Origin of the sequence: Mesorhizobium sp. BR-1-1-10 (assembly GCF_020165595.1) — a bacterium.
In the GTDB taxonomy this organism is placed as follows: Bacteria; Pseudomonadota; Alphaproteobacteria; order Rhizobiales; family Rhizobiaceae; genus Mesorhizobium; species Mesorhizobium australicum.
This window is the reverse complement of record NZ_JAIUIL010000004.1, coordinates 54,218-71,526: the sequence shown is the minus strand read 5'-3', so window position 1 is coordinate 71,526 and position 17,309 is coordinate 54,218. Positions and strand designations below refer to the sequence as shown.

Genomic DNA, 17,309 nt, shown 5'->3' with positions numbered 1-17,309 from the left:
CGAAATCATGGCGTGAGGAGAGCAAGATGACCTACGGCTGGCCAACCCTGCTCCCCCTGATCTTCGCCGGACTGATGGGCCTTGCCATTCTGATCTACGTCATTCTCGACGGTTTCGACCTTGGCATCGGCATCCTGTTCGCCGCCGCCGAGGACACCGAGCAGGACACCATGATCGCGGCGATCGGCCCGTTCTGGGACGCCAACGAAACCTGGCTGGTGCTGGCCGTCGGCCTGCTGCTGGTCGCCTTTCCGCTGGCGCATGGCGTCATCCTGACGGCGCTCTACATTCCGGTCTTCGTCCTGCTGGTCGGCCTGATCCTGCGCGGCGTCGCCTTCGATTTCCGCGCCAAGGTGCCGGCGGGGAAGAAACATCGCTGGAACCGTATTTTCTTCCTGGGCTCGCTCATCGCCTCGCTGGCGCAAGGCTATATGCTGGGCGTCTACGTGCTCGGCCTCGATGTCGGGCCAGGCGGCATGGCGTTTGGCGTGCTGGTGGCGTTCTGCCTGGCGGCGGCCTACGCGGCGATGGGCTCCGCCTGGGTGATCTACAAGACCGAAGGCGCGCTGCAGAAGAAGGCGGTGCTCTGGCTGCGCACCGCGCTGGTGCTGACCGCGCTCGGCATGGCCGCCGTGTCGCTGGCGACGCCGTTCGCCAGCCCGCGCATCTTCGCCAAATGGTTCGTCTGGCCCGAGATGCTCTATCTGTCGCCGCTGCCGATCCTGTCGGCGCTGCTGTTTGCCTGGCTGTGGCGGCAGACCTTCCATCTGCCGAGGCCTGACGATCGCCATTCGCTGACACCGTTCCTGACGCTGGCCACCATCTTCGCGCTCGGCTTTGCCGGCCTGGCCTGGTCGTTCTATCCCTATGTGGTGCCCGATCGCCTGACCATCTGGCAGGCGGCGTCGGCGCCCGAAAGCCTGGCGATCATCCTGGCCGGCACCGTGGTGGTGCTGCCGGTCATCATCTTCTATTCGTTCTATGCCTACCGCGTGTTCGGCGGCAAGGCGACGGATCTGACGTATGATTGAGGCGCGATGACAGCGCCTTTCTCCCCGTATAATGACGGGGAGAAAGGCCAGAATGGCGCGCCTCGCAATCTCAGTTGCTCGCCGACAGCACCAGCACCGGCTTTTCGCTGTAAAGCGCCGGGAACAGCGTCTTCAAATTCGCCACCTTGGGCAGGTCGTTGTAGACGATGTAGGGATAGGTCGGGTTCAGCGTCAAAAAGTCCTGGTGGTAGGTCTCGGCCGGATAGAAGGTCTTGCCGGTCTCCAGCGTGGTGACGATCGGCTCGCCGAACACTTTGGCCTTGTCGAGCTGCGCGATGTAGCTCTGCGCGATTTTCTTCTGGGCGTCGTTTTCGGCGAAGATCGTCGAGCGGTACTGGGTGCCCGAGTCCGGACCCTGGTAGTTGAGCTGGGTCGGGTTGTGGGCGACCGAGAAATAGACCTGCAGCAGCTGGCCGTAGGTGACCTTGGACGGATCATAGGTGATCTCGACGGACTCTGCGTGGCCGGTGCGGCCGGTGCCGACCGTCTCGTAGACGGCGTCGTCCTTGGCGCCGCCGGTATAGCCCGAGACCGCCTTGCTGACGCCCTTGACGTGCTGGAACACGCCCTGCACGCCCCAGAAGCAGCCGCCGGCGAAGATCGCCTTCTCTGTGCCGGTGGCCGCTTTTTCGTCGATTGCCGGCGGCGGGATCTTCACGGCATCCTCGGCGGAGATGGCCGGCGTCAGCCAGAAGGCGGCGCCCGCGACGGCAAGGGCGAGGGCGGCGAGCGCGCCCCGGACAAAGCCTGTCGAACGTTTGTTGATAGTGGTCATGGTTGCACTCCTCATGGCTTCCATTGGGATCAGTCTATTGGATCAGCTACGGTGGCGCGATGCGTGAGTTGCGGCGGAGGCTCACATTCGCGTGCGCCTGCGGACTTTCTGTTTCGACCTCGTTGCCGAAGCAAAACCGCTTCAAGCCTTTCCCGGGGGCTTCAGCAACTGTCCCCGGCTGGACAGGGAGCCCGCCAGGGACAGAAGGCCACGCACCAATCTCAATTGGCGGTGGCATCCGTTGCCGGCTTCATCGCGTCGGTCGCCGGTTTCATCGCATCCGTGGCAGGCTTCATGGCGTCCGTAGCGGGCTTCATGGCGTTGGTGGCCATCGGGTCGGCGGGCTTCATCGCATCGGTTGCCGGCTTCATGGCGTCCGCGGCCGGCTTCATGGCGTTGGCGGCGGGCTTCATCGCATTGGTGGCATCGTCGGCGCGGGCGATGCCGCCGGCAAACAGCGCCGTGGAGCACAAAGCGAGGGCGAGCGCCGGCAGCGTCAGGCGGGAGAAAGTGGTCATGGTCGGTTCCTTGGGTTTACGGGTTGATGGCACGCCCTTTGGGCGGCCGGGCTCTTGCACCGCTGCTCATGCGGCGGTGCAAATCTCTGTTTGGCAAATCTCTGCTCGAACGCGATCTAGTTGGCGGCGGCGGCCAGGATCGGTCCGCCGCCGGGCGACTGCACCAGCACGGCGGTGCTGAGGCCGCCCGAGGCCGCCGGCAGATCGAGCGTCTTGGCGTCGCCGCTCCAGCTGCCGAGTTTTGTCAGCGCATGCACGACATTGGCATGCGGCAAGGTGCGGCCGGTGTTCTCGCCGCGCGCCACGGGCACCTCGACGACACCCTTGGTGTAGCGCACCAGCCAGACATCGGCATGGCCGCCCGGAGCGGCGCCGGCGCCGATCGCGACCTTGCCGCCCTCGAGCGACAGCGACGGGCCGCCGGTCTTGGCCGTGGCCGCGATCAGATGTTCGATCTCGCCGGGTGCGGCGCCGACGACGTCGGCATGGCCGTTGACCACCACTTGCGGCGTGAATGGCCCGTCATGGCCGAGCGGCGGCTCATAGGACACCTGGCGCTGCGTGAATTCCTGCTTGCCGAACGTGTCCTTCCAGCCGAGGTAATCCCAGTAGGTGACGTTGAACGACAGCGCCAGCACGCCGGGCCGGTCCTTGACCTTGATGAGGTTGGCGTTGGCCGGCGGGCAGGACGAGCAGCCCTGGCTGGTGAACAGCTCGACCACGGTGAGCGGCTGGGCGACGGCGCCGGCAAGCGATCCGGCGAGCGCCAGCGCGGCGAGGCCGGACAGTACGAAAAACCTGCTTGGTAGGACTGGCGACATCGGCTTGCTCCGTGGGGACGACGCCACGATGCGCCGCTCATATCCCCACTTCGCCGCCACGGACGGCTTCGTTACAACGCTCACCGGTTTGTGATTGAAGAGCGCCTCTTCCCTGCGGGCCCCAGAGATTGGCGAACACGGTCGCCGCATCCAATCTCACCCACGAGGGGAGATCGGCAGCGTCACTGTGTCAGCGCCGTCTCCGAGGGCCGCTTGTTGTAGTCGCATTTGCCGGTCACGTTGTAGAAGAAGTCGGCGTTGCTGACTGGCGCCGGGACCGAGTTGCCGCCATCTTCCCAAGCCTGGTAGGCTGTCGCGCCGCAAGGCACGACGCTGAAGATGTCGACAGGCTGACCGGTGGCCGTCTCGGTCAGGGTGGTCGCGCTCAAACCGCTATAGAGCCGGTTGGACGTCGTTGGATCGTTTGAGATCAGCTTTTTCGGGTTGCCCGACGGTACGTCCATCTGCAAATAGAGGCCGCCCATCGCGCTGACGTCGATCGCCGCGCCGGCGCTGTTGGCCGGATACATCGTATCGACGCAGTAGTATTTCGTGCCGCTCGCATCGGTCTTGAGGGTCACGCCGCTTGGCGGATTGTTGCCGACGGTGCAGACCTGCTTCTGGACCAGCGTGGTGACGGTCTTGCCGGCTGAATCGGTGGTGAGGACGTTGACATTGGTCGTGCCGTAGCCCTTGGGATCCTTGGTGTTCCCATAGGTATAGTCGATCGTCATCAGCGGCTTGGCCACTGTCGCACCGAATTGCGTGCCGTAAAGCGTCATTGTCTTGTTCCAGTAACCCGAAACCCCGGAGACCTTGAAGGTAGCCGCAACCAGCGCGGGCGGCTTGCTGACCGCAGAGGCGACGGCGATCGGTACGGTGTTGATCCTGGCGATGCTCATGAAAACGGTCGGCATGGCGAAACTCGCCGTGGCCTGCGCCGTGGTGGCGGTGGTGGTGTTGCCGGCCACGAAGTTGGTCAGCGTCGCGGTGCCTTGTCCACCGTTTGCGGCGAAGGAATCCTGCAGCAGCGTCTGGCGCTGCGCCAGCGTCGACGTGATGTCCATGGTCGTGATCGTCAGGATCGCGGCATCCAGCGCCTGCTGCTGGTTGGATTTGGTCTGGACCGCGCTTGTATAGTCGACCGAGAAGCCGATGACCGCGATCAGGGGCATCAGGCTCATCAGGAAGAGCGGCATCATCGACCCGCTGCGGGAGCGGGCAAAGCCGCGCAAAATCCTGAACATTTCAAACCCCCGACAGACATTAGCGAGCGTGCAATTACCACGAGCCGGCGAACCAAGCTCTAATGTGACCCATCAAAGTTTATGCATTCTTTGCCCGTAGGCCGGTTTTTTCGATTTTTTCGCTGATCTCACCGCTTTGTGAGCGGCAAGGCAGCCCTTGGGCGCCAAGCCTTGCCGCCGCTTGCCGCCCCTGCTAAAGCGCGCGGCATGAGCACGCCCCTCGACCACATCCGGAATTTTTCCATCGTCGCCCACATCGACCATGGCAAATCCACGCTTGCCGACCGCCTGATCCAGTCCACCGGCGGGCTGGAGCTGCGCGACATGAAGGAGCAGGTGCTGGACTCGATGGACATCGAGCGCGAGCGCGGCATCACCATCAAGGCGCAGACGGTGCGGCTGAAATACCGCGCCAACAATGGCGAGGACTATATCCTCAACCTCATCGACACGCCCGGCCATGTCGACTTCGCCTATGAAGTGTCGCGCTCGCTCGCCGCCTGCGAGGGTTCGCTGCTGGTGGTCGACGCTTCGCAAGGCGTCGAGGCGCAGACGCTGGCCAATGTCTACCAGGCCATCGACAACAACCACGAGATCGTCGTGGTGCTGAACAAGGTCGACCTGCCGGCCGCCGAGCCCGAGCGCATCCGCGAGCAGGTCGAGGAGGTGATCGGCATCGACGCCTCCAACGCCGTGCTGATCTCGGCCAAGACGGGGCTTGGCATTCCCGACGTGCTGGAAGCCATCGTCCACCAATTGCCGCCGCCGCGCGAGGGCGATGCCACGGCGCCGCTCAAAGCCATGCTGGTCGACAGCTGGTACGACGCCTATCTCGGCGTCATCGTGCTGGTGCGCGTCATCGACGGCGTGCTGAAGAAGGGCCAGACCATCCGCATGATGGGCACCGGCGCCAAGTACCTGGTCGAGCGCACCGGTGTGTTCACGCCCGCCCGCATCAATGTCGACGAGCTCGGCCCCGGCGAGTTCGGTTTCTTCACCGGCTCGATCAAGGAAGTGGCCGACACGCGCGTCGGCGACACCATCACCGAGGACAAGCGCCAGACCGCGCATGCGCTGCCCGGCTTCAAGCCGGCGCAGCCGGTGGTGTTCTGCGGCCTGTTCCCGGTCGACGCCGCCGATTTCGAGGATTTGCGCGCCGCCGTCGGCAAACTGCGCCTCAACGACGCCTCCTTCTCCTATGAAATGGAAACCAGTGCAGCGCTCGGCTTCGGCTACCGCTGCGGCTTCCTGGGCCTGCTGCATCTGGAAATCATCCAGGAGCGGCTGGAGCGCGAGTTCAACCTCGACCTGATCGCCACCGCGCCCAGCGTCGTCTACCGGCTGCTCCTCAATGACGGCTCGATGAAGGAACTGCACAACCCGGCCGACATGCCCGACGTCGTGAAGATCTCTGCCATCGAGGAGCCGTGGATCCGCGCCACCATATTGACGCCCGACGACTATCTCGGCGGAATTCTAAAGCTCTGCCAGGACCGGCGCGGCATCCAGGCCGACCTCTCCTATGTCGGCAAACGCGCCATGCTGACCTACGACCTGCCGCTCAACGAAGTCGTCTTCGACTTCTACGACCGGCTGAAGTCGATCTCGAAAGGCTACGCCTCGTTCGACTATCACCTGACCGACTACCGCGAGGGCGACCTGGTGAAGATGTCGATTCTGGTCAACGAGGAGCCGGTCGACGCGCTGTCGATGCTGGTGCACCGCACGGCGGCCGAAAAGCGCGGCCGCCAGATGGTCGAGAAGCTCAAGGAGCTGATCCCGCACCACCTGTTCAAGATCCCGATCCAGGCCGCCATCGGCGGCAAGGTCATCGCCCGCGAAACCATCTCGGCGCTCCGCAAGGACGTGACCGCCAAGTGCTACGGCGGCGACGTCTCCCGCAAACGCAAGCTCTTGGACAAGCAGAAAGAGGGCAAGAAGCGGATGAGGCAGTTCGGCAAGGTGGATATCCCGCAGGAGGCGTTTATCCAGGCGCTGAAGATGGGGGATTGAGGGTTATTCAGCTAAGGTTAGCACCTAGGTTGTTTTTAACAAGAAACCAATCAACGACTGCCAGAGTCGATCCGAATGAGAGTTTGCTAGATATATTTACATCAGGCAATTCGTTTAGTCGAACGCTACCGAATTCTTGTACTGACAGACCTGTATTCGTGACTAAGTTGATTTGCGTTGCAACGGGGACGATATGTGACGGCATTACAACGACTCTTCCATCACAAAGTCGGAATTCTGCCTGCGTTTGTGACACCTTATCTGGCGGCCTGAAAAGCGACGCCCACTCAAAGGATGGCGTCGTAAACAAGAGAAAGCCGCCTCTTTTTAGAATCTTGGTACAGTTTTTCCAAAACGAAGGCTTATTGTACGGATCACCCAAGCTACATAGGATGAAATCGGCCTTCTGCGGCAATGCAAGCGTTTCTGCGTCTGCCACAATGGCTTCGGCGCCCTCCTCTAGCGCGCTTTGTGAATATAATAGCATTTCAGAAACGCTATCGTTCAGTATTAAGGTTTGACCTCGCCTTCGCCAATCAGGCACGCATTCGGTATAAAGAGATTTACCTGCACCTACTTCACAAATAACTGCTCCATCTATAGCAAGATTCGAGTAATTGGTTAAAGTAAGTAGAGACGCTGATCGGAAATTTGCGCAAGTAGGATGTCTACGAGCGTCGTAGTACTCCGCAGCGACTTGTCGGTAGCTTTCGGAATTATTGTTGTATCTGGATATCGATATTTGTGGCATACCTGTTGAGTTCATTTGTTATTTCTTCCAACGCCTTCGATAGACCGTTTCGCTTAGCGCTCTCGTGCAATCTTCCACAAAGGGCTCTCGCTTCCGCGTCGCTACCAAACGCCTGCTTGTCCCGGGAATCAAGATACAGGATGCCTATAGGTTGACGGCTTTCGCCGCGCATGACCACACATACATAGGAGGGGCGATGCCGGGATATCTTTTGGCTCTCTTCCTTCGTCATTCCCCAAACTTCGATTAGCTCGTATTGTGAAATTTCCGTAGCGAGTCCCTTTTCAAAATCCTCTTCGAGACGCCACGCTCGCCCCAATGCTCCATAACGAATTGAGAACCGGCGCATCGCTCCGCCGCCATCTGGATAATAGTCGATAAGCTGCAGAAGGTTGTCGGAAAAAAGTATATCAGGGACGTGAATCGTACAACGCGCGTTAGTTGCCTCTAGGACGGGCTTTGGCCCGTCACTGGTCGGGATGGTAGTCTCAGCTAAGGTGCTCTCTAATGCGTGTCTTATGCGCTTGATTCTAACCTGCCGCCCAAACTCCGCATCAGCTTGCGATCGAAATTCAAGAAATGCCATCTTGGCAGAGGTACTTAGTTTGCGTGCGCCCTCCTCGGATAGCTCGATCTCTAACTGAGAAAGCTTTATCCTCTTCGCCCTATTTGCGAATTGCGAAATGAACGCGCGCCCCCTTTCAGACAGTAAAGCGACAACAGAAATTAGCGTTACTATTGGCCATGTAATCAAGCTAGAAAAGAACGTGGGTGTTTTTACGACCAATTGCCCAGCGACAGCCCAAACGGTCGATGTGAACACCCAGAAACCGGTTGCTCCCGATTGCGCAGAAAGGGTGTGGGATGGAGATAAGTAATAGTCTTGGTAAAAAGTATCATACGCGACAATAACTGCAATGAAAGTAAGAAAGGCAAGGGCAAGGGTTATTATAGTTAGCCCGATCGCGATGGATATGTATCTTTCCATCTTTCGTTCATAACCAGATATCATTCCCCACTTCTCCCAAATTAGCGCTAGCGATCAGGCCGATCAGCATATACCACGAAGAGAATCGCAGATATCGTAGGTTTTATCATCAAGTTAGCCGATGACGCGTAGCTTCCAAGCCTTCTTCAAAACGCGCGAAGTTCACTTCGGCACGTCCACTAGTGCACCAGCGGCCTTGCGAAACCTCTGGTACTGTTATCCTACGGCTCAGTAGTAATCGCGGCCTCATATGCAACCATTAGACGAGAACGATCCCATTAGAAACATTTATGTGGACGAAAGCAGCCAGAACCCCTGATAGGTGGTGTAGCGTTCCATCTGGACGGACATAGGAGGGCCGCTGACGCGTCTCCCGCAAAGTGCTTTTTGTCCGACTACATACTAGATCAAGCGCGCATTGTGGACGTTACGCGAGATACCGCGATGCGGGGCAAATTCACGATCTGGCATCGAAAAATGAGAGGCGTCCCGCAGCCCTAGCTTTCGCATCCGTCTTGGACGGGTTCCCTACGTTTGGCAGGGGATTCAGGCCGCAGGAGACCTCTAGCATAGGCGATTCAGCCTTTAGGTTCAATGCACGGGGAGAACACCGCATGCGCACTACTCTAGACACCACAGCCGCCCTCGGCCTCGTCATCGGCGGCATCTTCGGCCTCGCCGGCACCTTTGTCGCCAGCGCTCCGCTCCGCGAATCCCTCTGGGCGATCGACGGCGTGTCGCTGGTGGTGGCGACGGCGTTGCTCACCATGAAATACTAGCGCGCCTCGGCAACGACTGCGTCGCGGCCGGGTTCCTGACCTTTCTTGCCGGCGAGAGCCTGCTTTTATCAGGCAATGCGGCGCGGCTGCAGGCCAGCGTGCCCTCTATGTCGGCGGCATCTCGCTTTGGGCGGCAGCACTGATCATGGTCAGCGCGCCGGACACTTTCGCGCTGTGGATACGGGTGACCGGGCTCCTTGCCGCCGTGCTGTTCCTGGTGTCGGTGGGGCATGGTGCTGTGGGGCGCGCCCTTGCTGCCGAACTCGGCGCCGCTGCCGGCGGCTGGCTATCCCTGGTGCTGACGTTTGTGGGCTGGATCTGGATGCTGCTGAAGCCGGGACGGTGAGGGGCGGATGGCTGTGCCACCCCAAATCGGCACAGCAGCGCCACGAGAGAGTAAGTCGGACGTCGGCGCCGCCCCTCACCTGCCTGCCGGCATCCTCTCCCCGTATAGGGACGGGGAGAGGGGCGCTGTGATCGGCGGCTTCGCCAATCGCTGACGTTTGCAGAAAAGGCACCGGCGTTGCGGCCTGCGTCTTTCTCCCCGTCACTATACGGGGAGAAATGCCCGGCAGGGCAATGAGGGGCGGCGCTAACCTCTCCGGTAAGGCCCTCAACGCCGCTCAGTAGGATTCCGCTGGCTCTACGCCAGCCTCACCCCTCAATCCAGACCTTCTCGAAATGCTGCTCCAGCGCCTGGTGCTGTTCGCAGCCTTCGATGCCTTTGCGGTAGGTCCGGTAGACCGAACGCCAGTAGGGCTGGATGATGATGCCTGAATCGCGCAAATTCTGCTCGATCTTGGCCATGATCTCCTTGCGGGCCTTGGGGTCGGGCATGGCGAGCGCCTTGTCGAGCAGTTCGTCGAACTCCTTCGAGGCGTAGGCGCTCTCGTTCCAGGCGGCGCCCGATTTATACGCCAGCGCCAGCACCTGGACGCCGAGCGGACGGCCGAGCCATTCGGTGCAGGAATAGGGGAACTTGCTCCAGTCGTTCCAGAAGGTGGCGGCCGGCAGCACGGTGCGCTTGATCTTGAGGCCCGCCTCGCGCATCTGCGCGGCGATGGCGTCGCCGGTGCTCTTCTGCCATTCGATGTCGACCGAGATCAGGTCGTATTCGTGGTCTGATTTGCCGGACTCGGCGAGCAGCGTCTTCGCCGCCTCGACATCGCGCTTGGCCGGACCGATATCGGCATATTCGGGGTGCATCGGGCCGACATGGTGGTTGTCGGCGGGTTTGCCGCGGCCATCGAGGCCGAGCTTCAGCACGGCCGAATTGTCGACGGCAAGCTGGGCGGCGCGGCGTACCTTGACGTCGTCATAGGGCGCGTTGGCGACGTTGAAGCGGGCGACGATGGTCGAGCCGGTGGCGATCTCGGAGTTCTTCAGCCCCATCTTGTCGGTCTGCGAGACGGCGTCGGAAGCGGTCTCGTGATCGGTGTCGATCTCGCCGGATTCGAAGGCCGACAGCATGGCGTTGGGGTCGGAGCCGTAGTCGATCCACTGGATGCCATCGAGGTAGAACTCGCCCTTCCACCAGGGCTTGTCCCGGCGCTTGACCTCCGCGGCCGTCTCGGCGTCCCATTTCACCAGCTCGCACGGGCCGGTGGTGATGGCGAGCGCCTTCATCGGGTCGCCGTCGCCCTCATAGGAGCGGTGCATGATCAACGCGGGATAGTCGGCCATGCCGGCGATCAGCGAAATGTCCGGCTTCGGCAGGTTGAGCTTGATGGTGTAGTCGTCGACCTTCTCGATGCCGCCATCGACCACCTTCTTGGTGTCGGCATTGACCAGCGCGCCCATGCGCGCGGCGACCGAATTGCCGGCAACGCCGGCCTCGCACCAGCGGGTGAGGTTGTGGACGACGTCGTCGGCGTTGAAGGCGTCGCCGTTCGACCAGGTGATGCCCTTGCGCACATGCAGCGTCAGCGTCTTGGCGTCGTCGCTCATCTCCCATTTTTCGAGCAGCCAGGGCTCGAAGGTGAAGTCGGTGTTCCAGCGCACCAGATATTCGTTGCAGTGACGCGCGACATTGGACATTTCGACACCGTCGAAGGTGCGCGGATCCTTGAAGCCCTTGACGTTCATGGCGACGCGCAGCACGCCGCCCTTCTTCGGCTCGGCGGCGCGGGCGGGCGTCGGGGCGATGCCGCCCAGCGCAAAAGCGCCGGCGGCGCTGACGCCGAGGCCGGCCATCAGCGCCAGATATTCGCGGCGGCTGATGCCGCCCGTCCTGAAATCGTCGGCGACAGGTTTGGCGCGCGGGTGAAGTTTGCGGTCGGTCAGCATGAATTTCATCGTCGTTCCCTCTTTTGTTGGTGCATGCCCAAAATTGCCCAGCGGTTTTGGGACGACGGCATGCACGGAAACAGGCTCGCCCCGGCGGACAAGCCGACGCGGCGCGGCTGCGACCGCCGGGGCGCCATTGCCTGAGAGGGAATGATAGGGCTGGGTGACGTGGCGGAATGTTCTGGAATCCGCAGGACTTGTGCGATGCTCCGCAGGGGGTGGACGGACCTGGTCGCACCACCTCTTGTCTGCTAGCCATCTCCCCCGCAGGGGATCGGTCGGATTGCGAGCAAGAGCGATGCGTTTGCCTGCGGCTTCGCGTTTCACCAGGGGCTTCCCCCACTCCGTCTCGGCTTCGCCGAGCCACCTCTCCCCCCTCCGGAGGGAGAGGAAGGAACGCGCTTGGCGAGGTCGCGCCTTTCCTCTACCCCGTCGATCGGGGGAGAGGTGTCGAGCGAAGCTCGACGGAGTGGGGGTCGACCCATGGCGCGATCGGTCAATCCACCAGAACAAAAAACCCGGCGCGAGGCCGGGTTTTTCAAGCGATCCCTGTCAGCCGAGGATCAGCTCACCTGGGTCTTGGAGGACGCGGCCTGGTCTTCGGCCAGCTTCTGCTGGAACATCTGCGCGAAGTCGATCGGGTCCAGCATCAACGGCGGGAAGCCGCCATTGCGCGTCGCCTCGGCGATGATCTGGCGGGCGAAGGGGAACAGCAGGCGCGGACATTCGATGAACAGGATCGGCAGCATGTGCTCCTGCGGGAAGCCCGAAATGGCGAAGACGCCGCCATAGACCAGCTCGACGTTGAACAGCACTTCCTGGTCGAAGGAGGCCTTGGCGTTCAGCGTCAGATTGACGTCGAACTGCTTGTCGGAGAGCGGGTTGGCGTTGACGTTGACGTTGATGGCGATGCCGGGCGCCTTGTCGCGGCCGCGCAACGAGTTCGGCGCGCCGGGGCTTTCGAAGGACAGGTCCTTCACATACTGGGCCAGCACGTTGAGCGACGGCTGTGCCGCGTTGCCGTTGCCATTGGCGCCGACCGGCGCGTCATCATTGCTGGCCATGAGCCACTATCCTTTTCCCCTGGGCAGTCTCGCTCACCGAATTGAATCGGGGCTGACCGAATTGAAATCGGGCGTTCGCTACCATGGCCGGCATGACAAGACAAGGTTTGCCGCCGTGTGACCGGAGCGGACCCAGACTGCATCGAGATTCAGGTCAGGCCGAGGCGAAAAGGGTGGTTTCCGAGAACCGGAGCGGAGCGTACTTGAAGTACGTGAGCACCGGAAGCGCAGGAAGCCGCCCTTTGCAGACCGGCATCACCTGAATATCGATGCAGTCTCAATCGTCCTTCAGCCGCCGCCACGGCGAATTGTGGTCCGGGCCGCGCTTGAGGTCGTCCTCGCGCGAATAGTCGCCGTCGCCGAGGTCGATGACCTTGTCGCGCTGACGGCGGAAGCCGCCGGTGGAGAAATTGCTGGCCACGACGATGCGGCCCTTCAGCCTGCTCCAGGCAAGGTCGCGCACCGGCGGCAGGAACAGGAGCAGGCCGACAATGTCCGTGATGAAACCGGGAATGATCAGCAGCACCGCCGCGACCACGATCATGGCGCCATGGGCGAGCTGGCCGCTGGGGTCGCGGCCGGCGGCCATCTCGGCGCGGATGCGGGTCATGACGCCGAAACCCTGTTGACGCAGCAAGAGCACGCCGGCGAAGCTCGAGGCCAGCACCAGGCCGACCGTCGCCAGCGCGCCGACCTCACGGCCGACGACGACGAAACCGGCGATTTCCAGCAGCGGAAGCGCGAGGAGAAAGAGGGGAAGCAGCGAAATGCGCAAGTCTTTACCGATCATTCAATTGTTTTGTCCCGCTGGCGGCCAATCGCCGCTGGCACGGAGGCTGTTAGATAGGTATGCCTGCCTTTGATTTGAATGATTGCGCCTTGCGTTCTATATGCTTTGAATGGTGAACGCTATGCGACCGCGGCCTGCTGGGCTGGACGGTCCGGCCTAGAGGCAGGGATTGATTGGCGGAAAATATGGGCTTCTTCGACTTCGGCACGATTTTCTTCCTGATCGCGGCGGTGGTGATCTTCTTCCAGCTGCGCAACGTGCTGGGCCGCCGGACCGGTAGCGAGCGGCCGCCCTTTGACCCCTACACGGCGGCGCGCACCGACAAGGACGCCACGCAGAAGCCCGAGAACGTCGTTTCGCTGCCGCGCAAGCGGGCGCCCGGCGAGCCGGCGCCGGCCGACGCCTATACGGCCATCGACGCCTTCGCCAAGCCCGACACCGATCTCAACAAGGGCCTGCGCGCGATCAAGGACAACGACCCCTCCTTCGATCCCAAGGGGTTCGTCGACGGCGCCAAGATGGCTTACGAAATGATCGTCATGGCCTATGCCGACGGCGACCGCAAAACGCTGAAGAACCTTCTGTCGCGCGAGGTCTATGACGGCTTCGTCGCCGCGATCGGCGAGCGCGAGGCCAAGTCGGAAAAGATCCAGTCCTCCTTCGTCGGCATCGACAAGGCCGACATCGTCTCGGCCGAGATGAAGGGCGGCGAGGCGCATGTGACGCTGCGCATCATCAGCGAGCTGATCTCGGCGACGCGCGACCAGGCCGGCACGGTGATCGACGGCGACCCCGAGACGGTGGCCGAGGTCAAGGATGTCTGGACCTTCGCCCGCGACACACGCTCGCGCGATCCGAACTGGAAGCTCGTCGCCACCGAAGAAGAAGACTGAGTCCAGCAAAGGCAGGCTCCGGTGTCGCTGTCGCCTCTCCTTGTTGAAAGGTCCTTCGGCGACCTGCCCGGCTGGGGCGACGACGACCATCTGCCGGCTTTCGCCGCCTTTGCCCGGTCCGCCTTCCATGTGCCGGTAAAACCCTATCGCAGCGGCGCGCTGGGCGTCGATTTCAGCGGCTTCGCCGAGGCCTATGCGCAAGCACGTAAAGCCCCCGCCGCCAGTTCGTCCGAAGCGCGCGCCTTCTTCGAGCGCCATTTTGTCCCCATGCTGGTGCGGCCCGAAACTGGCGCCGGCCTCGTCACCGGTTTCTACGAACCGCAAGTCGAGGCATCGCCAGTACGGACGGAGCGTTTCCGCGTGCCGCTCTTGTCGCGGCCGGCCGATCTCGTCGATGTCGACGACACCAACCGGCCCGCCGGGATGGATCCTTACCTCGCCTTCGCGCGCCGGACCGTCGATGGGCTGGCCGAATATCCCGACCGTGGCGCGATCGAGCGCGGCGCGCTCGCGGGCCAGGGGCTGGAGATCGCCTGGCTGGCAGACAAGGTCGATGCCTTCTTCATCCATGTCCAAGGCGCGGCCCGGCTTGTCATGACCGACGGGCGGCTTTGCCGCGTCACCTACGCCGCCAAGTCAGGCCAGCGCTTTACGGGTCCCGGCAAAATCCTGAGCGGGCTCGGCGAAATCCCGCTGGCCGACGTGACCATGCAGTCGATCCGCGCCTGGTTCAAGGCGCATCCTGGGCGGGTCGACGAAATCCTGTGGCAAAACCGCTCCTACATCTTCTTCCGCGAGGCTGCAGTGGATGATGCCGCGCTCGGTCCGATCGCGGCCGCCAAGGTGCCGCTGACGCCGGGCCGCTCGATGGCCGTCGACCGGCTGCTGCACACATTCGGCACGCCTTTTTACATCGACGCGCCGACGCTCACCGCCTTCGACAAAAACCCGTTTCGGCGGCTGATGATCGCGCAGGACACCGGCTCGGCCATAACAGGGGCGGCGCGTGGCGACCTGTTCGCCGGCTCGGGCGATGCCGCCGGCGAGATCGCCGGCGTGGTGCGCGACGCCGCCGATTTCTATGCGCTGGTGCCGCGCGCGCTGGCCCGGGGCGCGAGATGAGCAAGCGCGGGGATAAACTCAGCGACGACGACCGGGTGCTGTGGAACCTGGTGGCGCGCACCGCCAAGCCGCTCAAGGGCCGCGCCGCCGTCGACATTCCGGACATGGCCGTCGATGCCAGGCCGACACCGGCGCAGCCGGTCCAGCCCGCCGCCAATGCGCCGGGCGCGGCAAAACCGAAGGTCCAGCATGTCACGCACCGGCTCGACGAGCCGACGCTGGACAAGCTGCAAAAGGGCCGGCTGCCGATCGAGGGCCGCGTCGACTTGCACGGCATGACGCAGGACGAGGCCTATTCGCTGCTGTTCTCGTTCCTGCACCGGGCGCATGCCGGCGGCGTCCGCTATGTGCTGGTCATCACCGGCAAGGGGTCTTCCTCGGGCGGCGATGGCATCTTGCGTCGCGCCGTGCCGGCCTGGCTGTCGACACCGGCGTTCCGGCCGCTGGTCTCCAGCCACGACCATGCCGCCCGCAACCATGGCGGCTCGGGAGCGCTTTATATCAGGCTGCGGCGGGCGCGCTCGTGACGCCGTTCGGCGAGCGGCTGCGGGCGCTGCGGGCCGAGCGCGGCGTCAGCCAGAAGGACATGGCGGCGGCGATCGGCGTCAGCGCCGCCTATCTCTCGGCGCTCGAGCATGGCCGGCGCGGCGCGCCGACCTGGACGCTGATCCAGAAGATCATCGGTTATTTCAACATCATCTGGGACGATGCCGAGGAGCTGGCGCGGCTGGCCGAAACCTCGCATCCGCGGGTGAAACTCGATACGTCAGGCCTGTCCCCCGCCGCCACCGAACTTGCCAATCTTCTGGCCGAGACCATCGAGAAACTCGACGAGGCCGAGCTTCTGCGCATCACCGCGTCGATCCGCGCGGCATTGGGCCGGCGATCGTAGAAGACAGTGCCCGCCGGCGAGCAGCCAGCGGGCAGCCGTGGTGCGATCAATTCTTGCCGGCCGTGCTGCCGCCATTGCCGCCGCGACCATGGTCGCCATGGCCCTGGCCGCCATTGCCACCGCCCAGGCAGTCCGACGCGCCGGCCTCGCCGCAACAGCGGCCGGCCCACAAATCGTTGAGGTTGGCGTTGGCGCAGCTTGGAATGGTCTGCCCGGCCAGAGCTGATCCGGTGAGCGCCGAAACGGCGGCGGCGGCGAGAAGCGTGTTGCGCAGAAAAGCAGTCATTTGAAGTCTCCATGATTTGGGTTGGTTCGGTTCACGGCTGTGTGTCGCCGGGCGAACGGAAATGGTTCACGGAGGGATGCGGAAATTTTCTGGAGGGTCCCCAAAGGGAGCCGTGGGTCAAGGCAGTGCGGCAATGGCAGAGGCCCCAGGGATTGCGGAACCTCCACGGTTCATCATCCACGGGCGGAGCGGGAGCGAAGCGGACGCGCAGCCCCGAGGATCCATGCCGCGATCTGCGAGCTTCGCAACGTGCAGAATGTAACGGTATGGCAGCGCCGGGGTGGCGCCGCCTCTGGCAGGTGCCCCGCTATGGCCCTACTGCACCGAGCCGACCAGAACCTGCTGGCCGCCGCGGATCGAGACCCAGCGGCCGGTGTTGTCGATCGCCTGGCGCTTGAGGAAGCGGTAGCCGGTCTGGTCCCAGAACTTGACCTTGTCGGTCAGATTGTCCAGCACATAGTCGCCGCCGTCGGTGCGCACCGTCAGCACGGCGTGGCCTTCACCGTCGGGCTTGCGGACCACGGTTATCAGGAGATCGGCGAGCGACATGCCCATGTGGGACAGCTGGCGCCGCTTCTCCAGCACATAGTCCTCGCAGTCGCCGACGCCCTTGTCCGGATAGGCCCAGACCTCGTCCTTGCCGTAGATGTCCATGTCGCTCATCGGCTTGACGGCGGCATTGACCCTGGCGGTGACGTTGACCATCTTGCGCATCAACCCGTCGGTCAGCACCGCCGGCGCGAGATTGGCCGGGCGGATCGAACATTCGCCCGGACGCTGCTTGCAGAAATCGTAGTGGCCGATCGGCTGCGAGGTGAGGCCCCCGGTGGCCATGGCGCCCGAAGCCCAGGCCGGTGCCATCCAGCCCCCCGTTAACGCCAGCCCTGCTGCCGCGCATACGCGCAGCCTTCGCATGGTTGAGGAATTCATTGTCCCCGCTCGCCCTGTTGTTAACGAAACGTTAAGGGCGATTTACACTCCGTGTCAATTACGACGTCGGCCTGATTTGCAGCATGGTTACCCGCGGGGAGG

19 protein-coding genes are annotated in these 17,309 nt (G+C 62.8%); 8 read left to right on the top strand and 11 right to left on the bottom strand.

Features of this window, described 5'->3' with window-relative positions; all coding sequences use genetic code 11:
* The first annotated feature begins 26 nt into the window (after nucleotides 1–26).
* Nucleotides 27–1,031: a cytochrome d ubiquinol oxidase subunit II gene (locus LB555_RS09150; protein ID WP_015314747.1), complete on the top strand. Its 1,005-nt coding sequence runs from the start codon at nucleotides 27–29 to the stop codon at nucleotides 1,029–1,031.
* Nucleotides 1,032–1,101: 70 nt separating this feature from the next.
* Here LB555_RS09150 and msrA read toward each other — a convergent pair whose 3' ends face one another.
* From msrA to LB555_RS09130, 4 genes are all read right to left on the bottom strand, one after another.
* Nucleotides 1,102–1,827 carry a peptide-methionine (S)-S-oxide reductase MsrA gene (msrA, locus tag LB555_RS09145; RefSeq protein ID WP_015314746.1) on the bottom strand — a complete coding sequence of 242 codons (726 nt, stop codon included), beginning with the start codon at nucleotides 1,825–1,827 and terminating at the stop codon, nucleotides 1,102–1,104.
* 221 nt (nucleotides 1,828–2,048) lie between these two features.
* Nucleotides 2,049–2,345 carry a hypothetical protein gene (locus LB555_RS09140; RefSeq protein WP_224682731.1) on the bottom strand — a complete coding sequence of 99 codons (297 nt, stop codon included), beginning with the start codon at nucleotides 2,343–2,345 and terminating at the stop codon, nucleotides 2,049–2,051.
* 116 nt (nucleotides 2,346–2,461) lie between these two features.
* Nucleotides 2,462–3,166: a DUF1223 domain-containing protein gene (locus LB555_RS09135; RefSeq protein ID WP_224682730.1), complete on the bottom strand. Its 705-nt coding sequence runs from the start codon at nucleotides 3,164–3,166 to the stop codon at nucleotides 2,462–2,464.
* 182 nt (nucleotides 3,167–3,348) lie between these two features.
* A complete protein-coding gene (locus LB555_RS09130) occupies nucleotides 3,349–4,413 on the bottom strand; it encodes a TadE/TadG family type IV pilus assembly protein (RefSeq protein ID WP_140661371.1) in 1,065 nt (354 codons plus the stop codon).
* A 207-nt stretch (nucleotides 4,414–4,620) separates the two neighbouring features.
* On the opposite strand from LB555_RS09130, the gene lepA reads away from it, so the two are divergent.
* A complete protein-coding gene (gene lepA / locus LB555_RS09125; protein ID WP_140712023.1) occupies nucleotides 4,621–6,426 on the top strand; it encodes a translation elongation factor 4 in 1,806 nt (601 codons plus the stop codon).
* 7 nt (nucleotides 6,427–6,433) lie between these two features.
* Here lepA and LB555_RS29480 read toward each other — a convergent pair whose 3' ends face one another.
* The gene (locus LB555_RS29480; protein WP_411970765.1) at nucleotides 6,434–7,177 is read right to left on the bottom strand and encodes a methyltransferase domain-containing protein; all 744 of its coding nucleotides are present in this window, start codon (nucleotides 7,175–7,177) and stop codon (nucleotides 6,434–6,436) included.
* Entirely contained in the window at nucleotides 7,143–8,189 is a 1,047-nt protein-coding gene (locus tag LB555_RS09120) for a hypothetical protein (RefSeq protein WP_224682729.1), read from the bottom strand. Before LB555_RS09120 ends, LB555_RS29480 begins: the two co-directional genes overlap by 35 nt.
* 590 nt (nucleotides 8,190–8,779) lie before the next feature.
* Here LB555_RS09120 and LB555_RS09115 point away from each other — a divergent pair.
* Nucleotides 8,780–8,944, top strand: a complete 165-nt coding sequence (locus tag LB555_RS09115) for a hypothetical protein (RefSeq protein ID WP_224682728.1) — start codon at nucleotides 8,780–8,782, stop codon at nucleotides 8,942–8,944.
* Between the two features lie 145 nt (nucleotides 8,945–9,089).
* Complete coding sequence (locus LB555_RS09110; RefSeq protein ID WP_224682727.1) at nucleotides 9,090–9,290, top strand: hypothetical protein; 201 nt, start codon at nucleotides 9,090–9,092, stop codon at nucleotides 9,288–9,290.
* Nucleotides 9,291–9,598: 308 nt separating this feature from the next.
* Here the strand turns inward: LB555_RS09110 and LB555_RS09105 are convergent, their stop codons facing one another.
* The 3 genes from LB555_RS09105 to LB555_RS09095 form a co-directional block, all read right to left on the bottom strand.
* Nucleotides 9,599–11,239 (bottom strand): ABC transporter substrate-binding protein, encoded by a 1,641-nt coding sequence (locus LB555_RS09105; protein WP_224682726.1) that lies wholly within the window; start codon nucleotides 11,237–11,239, stop codon nucleotides 9,599–9,601.
* A gap of 554 nt (nucleotides 11,240–11,793) precedes the next feature.
* Nucleotides 11,794–12,294: a protein-export chaperone SecB gene (gene secB / locus LB555_RS09100; protein ID WP_015314738.1), complete on the bottom strand. Its 501-nt coding sequence runs from the start codon at nucleotides 12,292–12,294 to the stop codon at nucleotides 11,794–11,796.
* Nucleotides 12,295–12,571: 277 nt separating this feature from the next.
* Entirely contained in the window at nucleotides 12,572–13,069 is a 498-nt protein-coding gene (locus tag LB555_RS09095) for an FxsA family protein (RefSeq protein ID WP_083883153.1), read from the bottom strand.
* 200 nt (nucleotides 13,070–13,269) lie between these two features.
* Here LB555_RS09095 and LB555_RS09090 point away from each other — a divergent pair, with 200 nt between their 5' ends.
* From LB555_RS09090 to LB555_RS09075, 4 genes are read left to right on the top strand one after another with little or no spacing between them, the layout of a single operon-like run.
* Nucleotides 13,270–13,977, top strand: a complete 708-nt coding sequence (locus LB555_RS09090) for a Tim44/TimA family putative adaptor protein (protein ID WP_015314736.1) — start codon at nucleotides 13,270–13,272, stop codon at nucleotides 13,975–13,977.
* 21 nt (nucleotides 13,978–13,998) lie between these two features.
* Entirely contained in the window at nucleotides 13,999–15,099 is a 1,101-nt protein-coding gene (locus tag LB555_RS09085; protein WP_224682725.1) for a murein transglycosylase A, read from the top strand.
* Nucleotides 15,096–15,626: a Smr/MutS family protein gene (locus tag LB555_RS09080; protein ID WP_140619864.1), complete on the top strand. Its 531-nt coding sequence runs from the start codon at nucleotides 15,096–15,098 to the stop codon at nucleotides 15,624–15,626. Before LB555_RS09085 ends, LB555_RS09080 begins: the two co-directional genes overlap by 4 nt.
* Nucleotides 15,623–15,991 carry a helix-turn-helix domain-containing protein gene (locus LB555_RS09075; protein WP_015314733.1) on the top strand — a complete coding sequence of 123 codons (369 nt, stop codon included), beginning with the start codon at nucleotides 15,623–15,625 and terminating at the stop codon, nucleotides 15,989–15,991. The genes LB555_RS09080 and LB555_RS09075 overlap by 4 nt, the downstream gene beginning before the upstream one ends.
* 46 nt (nucleotides 15,992–16,037) lie before the next feature.
* Here the strand turns inward: LB555_RS09075 and LB555_RS09070 are convergent, their stop codons facing one another.
* Nucleotides 16,038–16,277, bottom strand: coding sequence for a hypothetical protein (locus tag LB555_RS09070; protein WP_224682724.1), 240 nt, complete (start codon nucleotides 16,275–16,277; stop codon nucleotides 16,038–16,040).
* 315 nt (nucleotides 16,278–16,592) lie between these two features.
* Nucleotides 16,593–17,207, bottom strand: a complete 615-nt coding sequence (locus LB555_RS09065; protein ID WP_015314731.1) for a transglutaminase-like cysteine peptidase — start codon at nucleotides 17,205–17,207, stop codon at nucleotides 16,593–16,595.
* Nucleotides 17,208–17,309 lie beyond the last annotated feature (102 nt).

What these genes read in the sequence shown, in the direction of transcription:
- LB555_RS09150 (WP_015314747.1), top strand. Translation starts at nt 27, where the DNA reads ATGACCTACGGCTGGCCAACCCTGCTCCCCCTGATCTTCGCCGGACTG.
- msrA (WP_015314746.1), bottom strand. Translation starts at nt 1,827, where the DNA reads ATGACCACTATCAACAAACGTTCGACAGGCTTTGTCCGGGGCGCGCTC.
- LB555_RS09140 (WP_224682731.1), bottom strand. Translation starts at nt 2,345, where the DNA reads ATGACCACTTTCTCCCGCCTGACGCTGCCGGCGCTCGCCCTCGCTTTG.
- LB555_RS09135 (WP_224682730.1), bottom strand. Translation starts at nt 3,166, where the DNA reads ATGTCGCCAGTCCTACCAAGCAGGTTTTTCGTACTGTCCGGCCTCGCC.
- LB555_RS09130 (WP_140661371.1), bottom strand. Translation starts at nt 4,413, where the DNA reads ATGTTCAGGATTTTGCGCGGCTTTGCCCGCTCCCGCAGCGGGTCGATG.
- lepA (WP_140712023.1), top strand. Translation starts at nt 4,621, where the DNA reads ATGAGCACGCCCCTCGACCACATCCGGAATTTTTCCATCGTCGCCCAC.
- LB555_RS29480 (WP_411970765.1), bottom strand. Translation starts at nt 7,177, where the DNA reads ATGCCACAAATATCGATATCCAGATACAACAATAATTCCGAAAGCTAC.
- LB555_RS09120 (WP_224682729.1), bottom strand. Translation starts at nt 8,189, where the DNA reads ATGATATCTGGTTATGAACGAAAGATGGAAAGATACATATCCATCGCG.
- LB555_RS09115 (WP_224682728.1), top strand. Translation starts at nt 8,780, where the DNA reads ATGCGCACTACTCTAGACACCACAGCCGCCCTCGGCCTCGTCATCGGC.
- LB555_RS09110 (WP_224682727.1), top strand. Translation starts at nt 9,090, where the DNA reads ATGGTCAGCGCGCCGGACACTTTCGCGCTGTGGATACGGGTGACCGGG.
- LB555_RS09105 (WP_224682726.1), bottom strand. Translation starts at nt 11,239, where the DNA reads ATGAAATTCATGCTGACCGACCGCAAACTTCACCCGCGCGCCAAACCT.
- secB (WP_015314738.1), bottom strand. Translation starts at nt 12,294, where the DNA reads ATGGCCAGCAATGATGACGCGCCGGTCGGCGCCAATGGCAACGGCAAC.
- LB555_RS09090 (WP_015314736.1), top strand. Translation starts at nt 13,270, where the DNA reads ATGGGCTTCTTCGACTTCGGCACGATTTTCTTCCTGATCGCGGCGGTG.
- LB555_RS09080 (WP_140619864.1), top strand. Translation starts at nt 15,096, where the DNA reads ATGAGCAAGCGCGGGGATAAACTCAGCGACGACGACCGGGTGCTGTGG.
- LB555_RS09070 (WP_224682724.1), bottom strand. Translation starts at nt 16,277, where the DNA reads ATGACTGCTTTTCTGCGCAACACGCTTCTCGCCGCCGCCGCCGTTTCG.
- LB555_RS09065 (WP_015314731.1), bottom strand. Translation starts at nt 17,207, where the DNA reads ATGAATTCCTCAACCATGCGAAGGCTGCGCGTATGCGCGGCAGCAGGG.